Raw genomic sequence first — 14,083 nt, 5'->3', positions numbered from 1 at the left:
TTCAGCCTTCCTGGGGCGTGCGGTTGCGGTGGAGGGTGATCTCGGCCTTCGGCGCGACGAAGTAGTGCGGCACCGAGTACGAGATGGTGGCGAAGTCGTCGATCCCGCGGCCTTCGAAGTCACCCGCGACGATGCGGGCGATGGATTCGCTGGACACCTTCCACTTCACGAACAGCCCCTTCTCCAAGTCGACTGCCTTGTAGTAGTAGGCGCCCTGCCAGGGATCGGGCCCGCGGAGGCCGATCAGGAACTCGTCGTCGCCGTCACCGTCGAAGTCACGACACATCACCGTGTGGCCGGGGCCCTCACCGTTCTCGTTCGGGTCGCCGTAGATGTCGAGGAGGTGCCGCTGCCACGTCGACGCCGTGGCATCGGCGGTGGTCCGCGTGTACACCGCGACGGTGTTGCCGTGGAACGGTTCGATCGCGGCGACGTACGCCAGGGGGTCGTCCCCGATCCGGCCCCCGTCGACGTCGCCGGAGCCCTTGAACGTCGTCTGCTCGAACTGGCTCGACTCACCGTCGCCGATGTGTTCCCAGGCGAACCGTCCGGTCACATCGTCGTAGTAGAGCCAAGTGACGCCTTCGTCGGACGCCATCAGGATGGTGTCCAGAGCGGAACCGGGGATGAGACCGGGTTTGCTGGCGACGCCGTGGATCATCCGGAAATCGGTGCGGCTGATCACTTCGGCGTCCCATTCCGCAGTGGGGTCGTCGGGTTGGGTGAACAACATCACCGGGAGGACCGCGTGCACGTCCTCGACCGCGACGATCGGGAACCCGATGATCTGGACGCGGTCGGTCCGGGAGAAGTGCCCGACACGGAGGCGATGCATGCCGGTCGCCCGGCCGACGTAGTGTCGCTTCCAGTTCTCGGTGGCCGTGGCCGGGTCACCGGGGTTCTCCAGCCAGTCGATCTTGCCGCCGCCGCCGTCGGCGTGGTGGATGGTTCCGCCCGGACCGTACAGCTGGTAGCAGACGACCAGGTCGGGCAGCCCGTTGCCGGTGATGTCGCCCGTGTCGGCACCGACCGGTTCCTTGATCCGGTCGACGATGAGGTGCTTCTCCCACGTCGGGGACTTGTACCAGTAGATCTCCCCGACGGTCAGGCCGTAGCCGATGAGGTCGAGGTTGCCGTCGCCGTCGACGTCGGCTGCTTCGAGCCAGTAGCCGTCCCGGAGGAAGTCGGTGACGGTCTCCGAGTCGAACGACGGCGGGGTGAGCGCCAGGGCCGGCGACGCGGGGCGGAGTGCTTCGAGTGTCATGAGTGTGCCTTCCGGTTCAGGAGGGGATGGTGACGGGGCGTGGAGCCGCTGTGGGAGACGATGCGGAGCGGCGCCGATGCGCGCTCGCTGCCGCGATCATGAGGATGAGCGCCGTGGTGGCGAGCGCAGCGCCGACGATGATCGGCGACCGGTAGCCCAGACCAGCGGTGATCGTGAGACCGCCCAACCAGGCGCCGATGGCGTTCCCCGCGTTGAAGGCGGAGATGTTGACGCCCGATGCCAGGGTCGGGGCCGCAGAGGCGAACTCGAGGACGCGCATCTGCATCCCCGGTACGGACGCGAAGCCGACGGCACCGAGCAGGAAGAGTGCGAGGCCTGCTGCCCACGGTGTGCCCGCGACGATCGCGAAGCCGACGAGGACGACGATCAGTGCGCCGAGCAGCATGAGGAGCGTCCGGTCGAGCTGCACGTCCGCGGCGCGTCCACCGACGATGTTGCCGACGAACAGTCCGCCACCGAACAGCACGAGCATCCACGGAACCGCTGCGTCAGGGAAACCAGCGACGTCGGTGAGGATCGGTGCGACGTAGGTGAACGTGCCGAACATCGCACCGAAGCCGAAGACCGTCACGAGGATCGACAGCCACACTTGCCCGTTGCGGAACGCCGAGAGCTCTCGGCGGAACTGTCCTGCCGGTCGCTGTTCCGCGGCCCGTGTCGGGATGAACGCCAGCAGGCCGAGGAGCGCGATGATGCCGATCGCCGTGATGGTCCAGAACGTCGACCGCCAGCCGTACGACTGTCCCAGGAACGTGCCGAGCGGAACCCCGAGCACGTTGGCGATCGTGAGTCCGAGGAACATGATCGAGATCGCTCGCGCCCGTCGGTCCGCCGGGACGAGCGAGGCGGCGAGCACCGAACCGATCCCGAAGAACGCGCCGTGGCACAGGGCCGCGATGATCCGGCCCACGAGCATCACTCCGAACCCGCTCGCCACGGCGGAGACGAGGTTGCCGACGATGAAGAGCACCATCAGGGTGCACAGCACCGTCTTCGGGCGCATCGACGCCGTGACCGCCGTGACGAAGACACCGCCGAATGCGACGCTGACGGCGTAGCCGGACACGAGGTACCCCGCCTGGGGGATGGACACGGCGAAGTCCGTCGCGACCTCGGGGAGCAATCCGAGGATGACGAACTCAGTCAGGCCGATGCCGAACCCACCGATCGCGAGCGCGACGAGACCGGCGGGCACCCTCGCCGTCGAAGGCGTGGTCATGCGAGCGAGGGCACCACGTCGGCGCCGGGGACGAAGGGCATGACGGCCGGCCCCATGCCGAAGTAGTTTGCGATGGCCGCGATGGTCCGGTCGGTCGCGCGTCCGTCACCGTACGGGTTGATCGCGTTCGACATCTCCGCGTAGGCCTCCGGGTCGTTCAGGAGGCGCTGCACCTCAGCGACGATCTGGCCACGATGCCGGCTGACGAGGCGGGACGAGCCGGTGAGGATCGACTCGCTGCGTTCCGTGACCTCACGGAGCACGAGCGTCGGCTTCCCCAGGGCGGGGCCTTCTTCTTCAGCCCCCGAGCTGTCCGACAGGATGACGTCACTCCGACGGAGCAGTCGGCAGAACGACAGGTACGGCAGCGGGTCGACGAGGTCCACGTTGTCGATGCCCGACAGGACCGGGACCAGCACCGAGCGGACCTTCGGGTTCAGGTGCAACGGCACGACGATGCGGACGTCGTCGCGGGTCGCGATGTCCGCGAGGGCCTCAGCGATCTCGAGCATCGGCTGTCCGTGGCTCTCTCGGCGGTGCGTGGTCGCGAGGATGACGCGTCGGGGATCCGTGTCGAGGTCCTCGAGACGGGGGTCGCCGTAGGAGCGGAGGTTCTGCATCCCCCAGGCGAGAGCGTCGACGATGGTGTTGCCCGTGACCGTGATCGCGCTCTCTCGGATTCCTTCTCGGATGAGGTTCGCGTGGTTCCCCGGTGTCGGCGCGAGGTGGAGCGCGGCGATCTGACCGACGAGCTTGCGGTTCGCCTCCTCTGGGAACGGTGACGAGTTGTTCCCGGAGCGGAGACCCGCTTCGACGTGGATGACGGGGACCTGCGCGTGCAGTCCGGCGAGCGCGCCGGCGAGGGTCGTCGCGGTGTCTCCGTGCACGAGCACTGCGTCGAGGCCGTCGAGGTGGTTCCCCGAGCACAGACCTTCGAGGATCCGGTGCGTGACCTCGGACAGGCTCTGCCCGTCCTTCATGACCGCGAGGTCGACGTCCGGCGTGATGCCGAACTCGTCGAGCGTGCTGGTGAGCATCTCCCGGTGCTGACCGGTGGAGATGAGCACGGTGCGGAAACGCTCGTCGCCTCGGAGTGCGTGGATGAGCGGTGCGTACTTGACGGCTTCGGGGCGAGTGCCGAAGACGATGCCGATGGTCTTCATGGTGGAGCTCCTGCCTGGTTTCGGGGACGCCGGACGAACCGGTGACGAAGCGGTCGGCGTCGGTGGTGGTGGGCGGTGCTGGATCAGGCCGCGTGGAACTCGAGTGCGAGCCAGAGACAGTCCGAGTCGGCTCGGTACTGGTGCCACGGGTAGGTGAAGGTGCCCTCGACGTCGGCACAGAACGGGATCGGGTTCGTGGTGCCCGGACTCAGCATCTGGTCCTCGTACAGGGATCGATGGGTCTTCTCGTCGAACTTCTGCATTCGCCCGAGTCCGCTGATCTGTGTGTGCACTTCGATGAACGGATGGACGTTGTGGATGCCGCAGTCCGTGCCGGCCGGGCTGAACCACAGGTTCGCCTTTACCGTGAACCGTTCGGGCCGCGACGGAAGTGTCGGCTGGTGGAGCACCGTGCGCCGGTCGATGAGCACCGTTCCGATCACGGCTTGCGGCGACTTCAGCAGAACCGGCCCGCCCTCACCGTAGAAGTCGTGCCAGCCGATGGCGCGCGCACGCCGCTCCTGTTCATCCTCGGATGCCGCCGCGACGGCGAGGATGAGCTCGCCGGTGACGACCCCTTTGACGAGGATCGTCGAACTCAGCGGAGGAAGAGGAGCGAGCTGCGTCGTACCGGTGAATGCATCGGTCTGCGCCAGGTTCACGATCACTGTACGTTCGGTGATCGGAAAATCGACGGCATCCCGGATGAGCGCGACCGTCGCGAGTTCGCTGTCGAAGTTCAGTTTCTCGGCGATGGTGTTTTCCATGCTGACCCCCCTGAGTCATTTGATGCCAGGCGGGGGCGCTCCTGCCGAACCCCCACTCTGAACAGGAAAAACTGCGGGATGAAGAAGCCGGTTGACTGACCGTGTGGCACTTCCTCGTCCCGCAGTGAGGCAATGACAGCAGTTGCTCAGCCAAAGCATCCACTCCCTGACAGTGACAGGCTGCTTCCGCGTTTCTCTTGACCCAGGTGAAATCTGCGCGCTAGGGACGCGCGCGTTGCACCGCCGTTCTCGCTGCACGACGAGCGCGACGTAACAAATCGATTTCCAGATGATGAAGATTGCCGGAATCTTGTTCCGCAGGATCAACACCGTGCGGCGCATCCTCATGGAGTCGCCTAACGTGAGCGAACCGATCGCAATTCTTTGGGGGAACCTTGCGGGGACGAAACCATCAGCTCCTCACTGCAGCGGCGGGCGTGGTCTGCATCGCCGTGGTCACCGGGTTGTCCGCATGTGCCGCGCCAGGGGCTGCCTCCGGGCCGGAGCCCGATGCGTTGAGCGCAGTGCGAGCGGAGAACATCCTCGACGCGAACGCCGACCAGGCGTGGCAGCTGGTCGAGTCACGCCATCCAGGGCTCGAGCGGCCGGCGGTCGACCGCGTCCGGACCGTCTCGCACGCCGGCTGGGCCCCGACGCAGGAACGGTGCATGACCGCCGCGGGGTTCCCGCAGGCGAAGGCGATGCCCGACGCGAGCCTCACCTCCGGGCAGGTCCCGGACGCACGGTCCGAGGCGTTCGCGGTCGCTGAGTACACGTGCGGGGTCGAGTACCCCATGGCCGCGAAGTACCAGACCGCTTTCAACGAGTCCCAGTTGGAGTGGCTCTACCGCTACTCCACGGGCGAGCTCACGAAGTGCCTGCAGGACCACGGCATCTCGGTGGAGCGTGGCCCGAGCGAGCATGAGTTCGTCGACAGCGACGGGGCGTGGTCGCCGTACCGGTCGGTCGATCTGCCGCAGTCCCAGTACTACGAGCTCGTCACCGCCTGCCCGGAGATCCCGGACTCGATCTACGGCTGAGTGACTCGGGAGGAGTCTCCCGAGAGCCCGCTCGTCCGAGCTGCCCACCCAGGGAACCGAGGAGCGCGACGACGAAGCCGACGATCTGCAGCGGCGACAGCGCCTGGCCGAGGACGACCCACCCGAGCACCGCAGCGGTCAACGGACTGAGGACGCCCAACAACGCGATCCGGGCTGACGGCAGCGCCCGTGCGCCTCGGAACCAGACGCTGTAGGCCAGGGCCCCACCGACCAGCGTGAGCCAGGCGTACCCCGCGTACCCGGCGGCGGTCGGCTGCCACGGCCCGCTGTCGACGATCGGGATGAGCGGGGCGATCACCACGCCCCCGACGATGAGTTGCCATGCGGTCGAGGTCAGGGGGTGTGTGCCCTCCGGGGTGCCCCACCGACGAGTGAGCAGGAGCCCCAGTGCCATGGACACCGTCCCGAGCGCCGCGGCCGCGAGCCCGAGCACGTTGAACACGGCACCTCCGCTGAGGGAGACGAGCGCGACGCCCACCAGGGCCACGACTCCCCACGCCACGTGGGTGATCGCGGGCCGTCCCCACCGCAGCGCCAGGGTGAGGGCCGCGACGACGAGCGGCTGGAGCGCACCGACGATGGCCGCCAAGCCACCCGGCAGCCGGTCGGCCGCGACGAACAGCAGCGGGAAGAAGCACCCGATGTTGAGCATGCCGAGCACGAACGTCCGGAGGCGCCAGCCCCTCGGTGGGACTCCCGGCCGGAGCGCGAGCAGCAGCAGGCCTGCGGGGAGCGCACGGAGGACACTCGCCGTCATCGGGTGATCGGCGGGCAGGAGCTCGGTGGTGACCACGTAGGTCGACCCCCACACGATCGGCGCCACTGCCGCGCTGAGCGTGAGGCCGGCCGTCGCCGACGTGGACAGTGGGCGATCGGTCATCGGAGCCTCGATTCCTTCATGCTGAACTTCTCAACGTTGAGCCATTATGGCTCCGCTAGGCTCGCGTCAAACAGTTCAGCGTGAAGGAGTGGTCCGATGGAGGATGCCGTCGATCGAGTCCTGGCCCAGTGGGGCCGGGAACGACCAGACCTCGACGTCCGCGCGATGGCCGTCATCGGGCGCATCGGGCGTGCCGAAGCGATCCTTGACCGGAAGGTCGGTGCCGTCCTCGCTGAGCACGACCTGCTGCCGGGTGAGTTCGACCTCCTCGCGACCCTCCGACGTTCGGGATCGCCACATCGGCTGGCCGTCGGACAGATGCTCGCCGCCACGATGGTGACCTCCGGCGCCGTCACGAACCGCTTGAACCGGCTCGTCGCGAAGGGCTACGTCACGCGGGAGACCGACCCCGCGAACCGGCGGAGCGTGCTGGTCACGTTGACCGATCACGGGCTGACGGTGGTGGACGCGGCGCTGGCCCGGCACGTCGAGAACGAACGGGCGCTCCTCGGCACGCTGAGCAGCGACGAGGAGCAGCAGCTGGCCGGACTCCTCCGGAAGCTGCTGCTCGGCCTCGGTGACGGGGCGGCCTGAGCACACCCCGTCGTGCCGGCCGCACTCGGAGCCGGCCTGGCGCGCTCCGTCTCAGGCGGCGCCGTGGCTCCGGCCGTGGCCGTGCTTCGTCGCGTTGGCGTTGACGAGGTGCAGTTCGTTGCCGTGGCGCTCCACCACGGGCTCGTACCCGGCGGGCAGGCCGGCGATGCGGACCCGGCTGAAGCTCGAGCCCTTCGCGATCCGGTCCGCCGTGATCAGGACCAAGTCGTTCGCCACGGCCGTGCCCTTGGCGACGTGCACCCGCAGCGTCCCACCGAACGACGCCGTGCCCTCGACGCGCAGGGTAGGACGGGGCCCGGAGACGCTCAGCGACAGTGCGGCGTGCGAGCGCTGCGTCAGGTTGCCGCCGATTCGGATCACCCTCGTGCTGGCCTCGGCGAGCGTGCCGGAGACAGTGGTCACCGACCCCTTGCCCAGGGCAGCAGCGGAGTCCGCGATCAGCGTCCCACCGCGGACGACGGTGCCGCCGGTGTAGCGGTTCGAGCCGGCGAGGGTGAGGGTGCCGGTCCCCCGCTTGATCAGCGACCCGTTCCCGCCGATGTCGTTGCGCCAGGTGTCGGCGGCGTCGAGTCCCTTCTCGGCGGCGTCCATCGAGACCGTCGCCGCGCTGTCGAACGCTCCGTAGCCGGACGCTGCCGAGAAGAGGTCGAGGCGCCCCCACCCTTCCGCGTCGTCCAGCAGGGGGTAGCCCGACGGCAGCGCGGTCGTCCGGAGCACCTCTCGGATCTGGTCGTTGCTGAGGTACGGCAGGCGGGTCCGTAGGAGCGCCTCGGCACCCTTCGGCACCGTGGCGGGGATCGTCTTCGTGCCGGTCCGCGTGAACCCGTACGTCAGACGCCCGCGGTAGTCCTTCTTGTCCGACGCGTAGTCCGCGTCCCGATCGACGGCGCTGGGGCCGGCAGCGGCGAGCAACTTCTCCGCCTGCTGGTGCGCCTGCTGCGCGAGCTGCGTGTTGGCCGGGTCGTTCAGGACGGCCGCCGCCAGCGCAGTCGCCAGGACCCGTCCGCCCATGACGTCGAGCGGTGAGTGCATCCCCGCGACGATCCGACTGTTGCCGATCTCCGAGCCGTTGGCGAGGAGCTCGGTGTACTTCTCCGGGTACGCGTACGCGAACGCCAGGGAAGCCAGGTAGCCGGCGTTGGTGTGTCCGCTGGGGAACCCGCCGTCGGTGGCGGGCGTCGGCGACTTCTCGGGGACGAGCTGCGGCAGGACCTGCACGTCCTGGCTCTGCCGGTACGGCCGCGCGTACTGGTAGTACTTCTTCGCGTTGCTGGCAGAGGAGTAGTCGCCACGCAGCGTGTTCACCAGCTGGACGACCTCGCCGAGCTCCGAATCGGTGTCCGCCCACGACCCCTTCGCGTTGCCCTGGTCGACGTACTGCTTCGTCGTGGCATCCGCCGGGATCTCGTCGGGGATCGTGGTGCCGGCGTTCGTCGCGGTCCGCACCGCGTCGGACAGGTCACCGAAACCCGCGATGGCCGAGTAGCTCTGGTTCCGTCGGTCGATCAGGTACGCCTCGTGCCCCTGCGCATCCGTGCGGGTCTGCGTGGTCCGCGCTGCCTGCGCGATGTTCGAGTCCAGGATCCGCTGCGCTGCGGCACTGGTTGCGACCCCGTTGTCCCACGACGATCCCGGGCTCCACAGGTTGCCGAACTGCGACAGCACCCCGGTCGCGGCGTTCGTCTCCGGCGTCGTAGCGGCAGGGGTGTTCGTCTTGTAGGTGTCCACGAAGTACCCGTAGGCCCCTGGACGCGGCGCGGTTCGCGATGTCGCCGCGGACGCTCCCGCCGGAGCGATCAAGGACACGGCGCACGCCACCGCCAGGACCCCCAGCACCGTGCGGGCCCGACGTCTCGGAACAGCGATCAGGAACCGGCGCATGGCGTTCTCTCCACTCGGGGCGTGGTCACGCGACTCGGTGACACAGAGCAGAAGCGTGGCGCAGGCTCGTGAACCGGAAGTGGCACCTGCGTGAACCACCGCCGTACTCGCTGCTGTCGCCCACCACGGAACGGCACCGGGTCCAACGCCGAGAAGCAGAAGAGCCTCAGATCCCCGTCTGGACGGGGATCTGAGGCTCTTCTGGATGGCGGTACCGGTGGGATTTGAACCCACGGTGGAGTTGCCCCCACACATGTTTTCGAGACATGATCCTTCGGCCGCTCGGACACGGTACCGGGAAAGAGTTTACACGATCCGGGAGGTCCGTGATGACACCCCGGGTCGGCTCGCCCTCCACAGGCGGTCACCTGCAGGGCTCTCCCCCACACCCACAGGTCCTCCTCGCTTCCGGCAAGACCGGCGGGCGTACCGTCCACGGCATGAGATCCCGCACGCTCATCGCACTCCTCACCTCCGTCATCGGCAGCCTCGGCGTCGTCGGTGCCGCAGCCGTCGGTGCCCGCGCCGGCGTGAAGGGCCAGCGGGCAGCGGCGCAACGCGTCGTCGACATGCTCCCGATCCACGCCGACTGGTGGCGCGAACGCCAGCAGCACGAGGGGCAGCTGCTCTACGTGGCGATCGGTGACTCGGCAGCACAGGGCGTCGGCGCGACCGCACCCGGGCGCGGCTACGTGGGGCTGCTCGCACGGCGCATCCGGCATCGTTCCCACATGTCGGTGCGGGTGGTGAACCTCAGCGTCTCCGGTTCGACCACGTGGGGCGCGAAACGTGATCAGCTGCCGAAGCTCCGGCACTACGCGCCCGACGTCTGCACGGTGTCGATCGGGGCGAACGACATCGCCGACTTCCACCCGGACAAGTTCGAGCGGAACATCCGGGCGATCTACGGCGCGGTCCCCTCGCACGCCGTGGTGGCCGAGCTGCCGTGCATGTTCGTGCCGGACCGGGAGCGCAAGGTGGCGGTGGCGAACGAGATCGTGCACCGGGTGGCCGACGAGTTCGGGCTGACGGTGGCGCCGCTGCACACCATCACGAAGCGCGTCGGGGTCCGCCGGACCTTCTTCAACAGCTACGGCGACCTGTTCCACCCGAACGACCGCGGGTACGAGGTCTGGGCGAGCGCGTTCGAGCCGGCGGTCGACGCCCGGGTCGACACCGTGGCGGCGATCCGGCACTACCTGTCCGTGCGGGAGGCCGAGAACCTCGGTCGCGAAGCCGGGGCGGTGGCGAACGCCCGCGCCGAGCAGGACACCGACGGCGCCGAGGCACTCGACCACGCCTCGCGCCAGGGGCCGGGGCCGGTCGAGCGCCTCCGCCACCGCATGACGGGGTCGATCGCGGTGCCCGACGAACGAGACGAGTCAGACGAACCAAGCGGACCGGACGAGCCGGGCGACCACGCCGGTGATGTCGGCCGTACGGCCTAGCCTCGACGACATGGCGCGCCCGCAGTCCCTCTACCGTTGCACCGAGTGCGGCTGGACCAGCATCAAGTGGGTCGGCCGGTGCGGTGAATGCCAGACCTGGGGCACTGTCGAAGACAGCTCAGCGGCGTCGGCGAGCACCCGTGGCACGTCAGCGGTCGCCGTCACCGGCGCCCGGGCCGCGCGACCGATCACCGAGGCCCGCGGCACCTCGGTGCAGCGCTGGCAGACCGGCATCGGCGAGTTCGACCGTGTCCTCGGCGGCGGCGTGGTGCCGGGTGCGGCGGTCCTGCTGAGCGGTGAGCCGGGTGTCGGCAAGTCGACCCTGCTGCTCGAGGTCGCCTCCCGAGCCGCAGCCTCGGGCAAGCGCGTCCTCTACATCAGCGCCGAAGAGTCCGTCGACCAGGTCCGACTCCGCGCCGAACGCACCGGGGCGATGCACGACGACCTGTACCTGGCGAGCGAGGTCGACCTCGGCGTCATCATCGGCCAGATCGACCAGGTGCAGCCCGACCTGCTCATCGCCGACTCCGTGCAGACCATCTCGTCGAGCTCGATCGACGGCATCGCGGGTGGCACGTCCCAGGTGCGCGAGGTCGCCTCGACCCTGATCCGCATCGCGAAGGACCGCGCCCTGCCCGTCCTCATCGTCGGCCACGTCACGAAGGACGGCACGATCGCCGGCCCGCGGCTGCTCGAGCACCTGGTCGACGTCGTCTGCCACTTCGAGGGCGACCGGCAGACCGCCCTGCGCTTCGTCCGGGCGCTCAAGAACCGCTTCGGCCCCACGGACGAGGTCGGGTGCTTCGACATGGGCGGCGACGGCATCCACGAGGTCCCCGACCCGAGCGGCCTCTTCATGTCGAAGAACGCCACCCCGGTGTCCGGCACCTGCGTCACCGTCGCGCTCGAGGGGCGTCGGGCGCTGCCGGTCGAGGTGCAGGCGCTCATCGTCCCGAGCTCGGCACCGCAGCCACGCCGGGTCGTGAACGGTGTCGATGCCTCCCGTGTCGCGATGCTGCTCGCGGTCCTCGAACGCCGGGCCGGCCTCAAGCTGTCCGACGCCGACGTCTACGTCTCCACGGTGGGCGGCATGAAGCTCACGGAGCCCGGCGCCGACCTGGCGATCGCACTGGCGCTCGCCAGCGCCGCTCGTGACCGTCCGTATCCGCACACGCTCGCGGCCGTCGGCGAGATCAGCCTCGCCGGCGAGATCCGTCCGGCCACGGGCACGAAGCAGCGCGTGAACGAGGCCACCCGCCTCGGGTTCACGACGGTGCTCGGCTCGGACTCCGGGCACCTGCGCGAAGCCCTGCGCGTGGCGTTCTCGATGACGCAGTCCCCGCGCGAACGCGAGCTCGACCGCGCGTTCTGAGGCGCTACGCGCGCAAAGCGGCCAGCAGGTCCTCGGGTGCGGCCTGCATGGTGTGCGGGCCGGCGATGTCGAAGAACACGCCCTCGAGCATGTCGAGGTGGGCGGCCAGGAACTCCTCGAGCCGCGGCCCGTCGTAGACCATGACCTGCCGGATCTTCTCGTCCGGCACCATCGCCGTGTAGGCGTCCGCCGACGAGAACAGCAGCAGGATGCGCTTGTCCGACCCCTCTCGGCCGAACACCCGCACCTGCATGTCCTTCTTGCCGGTGACGAGCCGGGGGACGATCACGATGTCGTGGCGGAGCGCGAACGCCACCGCAGCGACGTCCTGCTTCGCGAGGGCTTCCTCGAGCTGTTCACTCCGGAAGCGCTGTTCCTTGTCTGCCATCAGCTCAATTCCACCAGATTTTCGTCGTTCCGTGACGCACGGGTAGCCAGTCGGCCCAGAGCACGCTAGCCTGATGGAACCGCTTCGGCGGCGCTCAACGTCCGGGCGAGGTGGTTTGCCCCTCAACCCGGGCCCCAGGGTCACTGGCCGACAGGCCTGACCCCGAACCCGTCCCGCCGGCACCTGCCCGCGTGGCGCATCACCCCCGTCGACGTACGTCGGGGTCTCCGTCGGTGCATCTGCACCTTGGCGGAAGCAAGAAAGCTAAGGAAACGCCATCATGGCATCTACCGGTACCGTCAAGTGGTTCAACAACGAAAAGGGCTTCGGCTTCATCGCCCCGGACGACGGCAGCGCTGACGTCTTCGCGCACTTCTCTGCGATTGCTGGCAACGGCTACAAGTCGCTCGAGGAGAACCAGAAGGTGGAGTTCGACATCACCGAGGGCCGCAAGGGCCCGCAGGCGGAGAACATCACCGTCCTCGGCTGATCACATCAGCTTGAACAGGCCCCGTCGTCTTCGGACGACGGGGCCTGTTGCTGTTTCCGGCACCCCTCATCGGCACAGCACAACCGGAACGGATCGGAACCGCGGACCCGGCTACTGCAGGATGAACTGCACCGAGGTCTTCGACTCGAGGTTCCCGACGGCGACCTGCAGGTGGTAGCTCGCGCCTCCCGCGGTGACCGCCGGCCGTGACGAGTCGCACGTCGACGTGGACGAGCGGGTGCGGTCCCAGGCGATCGCCGGGGTCGTGAGCGTCTGACCGGACTTGATCGTGACGTCCTGGTTCGTGCCGCCGGTCTGGCAGTCCTTCGACGACCAGTACTGCTCCTGGCCCGAGCTGATCGTCAGCACCTGCTGCGCCGACCCGAGGTCCATGTGGCAGGAGTTCGTGCCGGAGTTCTTGATCGACATCGCGATCTTCGGGTCCTCAGTGGGGCCGTAGGCCGACTTGTCGAGCACCGGGGTCAGGACGATCTGGTCCTTCGTGCAGGTCGAGCCGTCGGCAGCAGCGGGCTTCGACGCAGAAGCCGACGCGGAGGCCGCCGGCTTGGGCGCCGCAGACCGCGAGGACCTAGATCCGGAACCGGCAGACCCGGCAGACGACGCACCGGAACCGGCACCGGCAGAGGCCGACGCACTCGGCGCCGCCGAAGTCGCCCCGCTCCCCCGCCCGACGACGATGAGCACCACGACCAGGACGACGACCAGCAGCGCCCCGAGCACGAGCGCCCGACGACGCCAGTAGACGACCGGCTTCTCGGGCCCGACGGGGTGACGCAACGACGACATGCGCACAGGGTAGACAACGGCACGGCAGACGCACGCCAACCCCGCCGGGCGGCACGAGAAAGCGTCAGAGGTTCTTCAGCATGCGGGTGTTGCCGAGGGTGTTCGGCTTGACCCGCGCGAGGTCGAGGAACTCCGCGACCCCTTCGTCCGACGAGCGGACGAGTTCGGCGTAGACGTCCGGTGAGACCACGCTCTCGCCGATCTCCAGGTACCCGTGCTTCGCGAAGAAGTCGACCTCGAAGGTCAGGCAGAAGATCCGGGCGACGCCGAGTTCACGTGCGTCGTGCTCCAGCGCTTCGAGCATCCGGTGCCCGACGCGCTTGTGGATCCACTGCTCGTCGAGGGCGAGCGTGCGCACCTCGGCGATGTCGTCCCAGAACACCGCGAGCGCGCCGCACCCGATCGGGGTGCCGTCGGGCCCCTCGGCGATCCGGAACTGCTGGATCGAGCCGTACAGCGCGACGTTCTCCTTGCCGAGCAGGATGCGCCGGTCGACGTAGGGCGCGATGAGCCGCTGGATGTGCGGGACGTCCGAGGCGAGCGCCGGGCGCACGAGGATCCCGTGGTCGTCACGTTCATGGAACGCGTGCTTCCCGTGCTCTGTCATCCGCCCCACACTACTGCGCGACGCCGGACGCGCACGCCGTCCGCGACGACGCCCGGACGGTACCGCAGGGGGACAGCGCTGCTGAGTGCCACCCAGGTCG

14 protein-coding genes and 1 tRNA gene are annotated in these 14,083 nt (G+C 68.6%); 5 read left to right on the top strand and 10 right to left on the bottom strand.

Going from position 1 to position 14,083, the window contains the following annotated elements:
* Nucleotide 1: 1 nt before the first annotated feature.
* The 4 genes from H7A73_RS01070 to H7A73_RS01055 form a co-directional block, all read right to left on the bottom strand.
* Entirely contained in the window at nt 2-1,264 is a 1,263-nt protein-coding gene (locus H7A73_RS01070) for an FG-GAP repeat domain-containing protein (protein ID WP_017887641.1), read from the bottom strand.
* Between the two features lie 16 nt (nt 1,265-1,280).
* The gene (locus H7A73_RS01065) at nt 1,281-2,480 is read right to left on the bottom strand and encodes an MFS transporter (RefSeq protein WP_182064346.1); all 1,200 of its coding nucleotides are present in this window, start codon (nt 2,478-2,480) and stop codon (nt 1,281-1,283) included.
* 20 nt (nt 2,481-2,500) lie between these two features.
* Nucleotides 2,501-3,667 (bottom strand): non-hydrolyzing UDP-N-acetylglucosamine 2-epimerase, encoded by a 1,167-nt coding sequence (gene wecB, locus H7A73_RS01060; protein WP_017887643.1) that lies wholly within the window; start codon nt 3,665-3,667, stop codon nt 2,501-2,503.
* Nucleotides 3,668-3,750: 83 nt separating this feature from the next.
* The gene (locus H7A73_RS01055) at nt 3,751-4,434 is read right to left on the bottom strand and encodes a hypothetical protein (protein WP_182064285.1); all 684 of its coding nucleotides are present in this window, start codon (nt 4,432-4,434) and stop codon (nt 3,751-3,753) included.
* 515 nt (nt 4,435-4,949) lie between these two features.
* On the opposite strand from H7A73_RS01055, the gene H7A73_RS01050 reads away from it, so the two are divergent.
* Nucleotides 4,950-5,474 carry a hypothetical protein gene (locus tag H7A73_RS01050; RefSeq protein ID WP_182064284.1) on the top strand — a complete coding sequence of 175 codons (525 nt, stop codon included), beginning with the start codon at nt 4,950-4,952 and terminating at the stop codon, nt 5,472-5,474.
* Here the strand turns inward: H7A73_RS01050 and H7A73_RS01045 are convergent.
* A complete protein-coding gene (locus H7A73_RS01045; protein ID WP_182064283.1) occupies nt 5,434-6,375 on the bottom strand; it encodes an EamA family transporter in 942 nt (313 codons plus the stop codon). The two genes, H7A73_RS01050 and H7A73_RS01045, sit on opposite strands and share 41 nt — an antisense overlap.
* 96 nt (nt 6,376-6,471) lie before the next feature.
* Here H7A73_RS01045 and H7A73_RS01040 point away from each other — a divergent pair, with 96 nt between their 5' ends.
* Entirely contained in the window at nt 6,472-6,969 is a 498-nt protein-coding gene (locus H7A73_RS01040) for a MarR family winged helix-turn-helix transcriptional regulator (RefSeq protein ID WP_182064282.1), read from the top strand.
* Nucleotides 6,970-7,020: 51 nt separating this feature from the next.
* On the opposite strand, the gene H7A73_RS01035 is transcribed toward H7A73_RS01040, so the two are convergent.
* Together H7A73_RS01035 and H7A73_RS01030 are read right to left on the bottom strand one after the other, a co-directional pair.
* Nucleotides 7,021-8,718, bottom strand: a complete 1,698-nt coding sequence (locus tag H7A73_RS01035) for an acid phosphatase (protein WP_182064281.1) — start codon at nt 8,716-8,718, stop codon at nt 7,021-7,023.
* 359 nt (nt 8,719-9,077) lie between these two features.
* A tRNA-Ser gene (locus H7A73_RS01030) sits at nt 9,078-9,167 on the bottom strand.
* A gap of 144 nt (nt 9,168-9,311) precedes the next feature.
* Between H7A73_RS01030 and H7A73_RS01025 the strand changes: the two genes are divergently transcribed.
* Together H7A73_RS01025 and radA are read left to right on the top strand one after the other, a co-directional pair.
* Nucleotides 9,312-10,319, top strand: coding sequence for an SGNH/GDSL hydrolase family protein (locus H7A73_RS01025; RefSeq protein WP_182064280.1), 1,008 nt, complete (start codon nt 9,312-9,314; stop codon nt 10,317-10,319).
* Between the two features lie 10 nt (nt 10,320-10,329).
* The gene (radA, locus tag H7A73_RS01020) at nt 10,330-11,691 is read left to right on the top strand and encodes a DNA repair protein RadA (RefSeq protein ID WP_182064279.1); all 1,362 of its coding nucleotides are present in this window, start codon (nt 10,330-10,332) and stop codon (nt 11,689-11,691) included.
* A gap of 4 nt (nt 11,692-11,695) precedes the next feature.
* On the opposite strand, the gene H7A73_RS01015 is transcribed toward radA, so the two are convergent.
* A complete protein-coding gene (locus tag H7A73_RS01015) occupies nt 11,696-12,079 on the bottom strand; it encodes an SseB family protein (protein ID WP_182064278.1) in 384 nt (127 codons plus the stop codon).
* A 280-nt stretch (nt 12,080-12,359) separates the two neighbouring features.
* Between H7A73_RS01015 and H7A73_RS01010 the strand changes: the two genes are divergently transcribed.
* A complete protein-coding gene (locus H7A73_RS01010; RefSeq protein ID WP_017887662.1) occupies nt 12,360-12,569 on the top strand; it encodes a cold-shock protein in 210 nt (69 codons plus the stop codon).
* A 111-nt stretch (nt 12,570-12,680) separates the two neighbouring features.
* Here H7A73_RS01010 and H7A73_RS01005 read toward each other — a convergent pair whose 3' ends face one another.
* Together H7A73_RS01005 and H7A73_RS01000 are read right to left on the bottom strand one after the other, a co-directional pair.
* Nucleotides 12,681-13,376 carry a hypothetical protein gene (locus tag H7A73_RS01005; protein WP_182064277.1) on the bottom strand — a complete coding sequence of 232 codons (696 nt, stop codon included), beginning with the start codon at nt 13,374-13,376 and terminating at the stop codon, nt 12,681-12,683.
* A gap of 64 nt (nt 13,377-13,440) precedes the next feature.
* Complete coding sequence (locus H7A73_RS01000; protein ID WP_071245253.1) at nt 13,441-13,983, bottom strand: amino-acid N-acetyltransferase; 543 nt, start codon at nt 13,981-13,983, stop codon at nt 13,441-13,443.
* Between the last annotated feature and the right edge of the window lie 100 nt (nt 13,984-14,083).

Source organism: Curtobacterium sp. ME12, assembly GCF_903970855.1.
In the GTDB taxonomy this organism is placed as follows: Bacteria; Actinomycetota; Actinomycetes; order Actinomycetales; family Microbacteriaceae; genus Curtobacterium; species Curtobacterium poinsettiae_A.
Note: the sequence above shows the minus strand (reverse complement) of the source record. Positions and strands in the feature narration are given on the sequence as shown.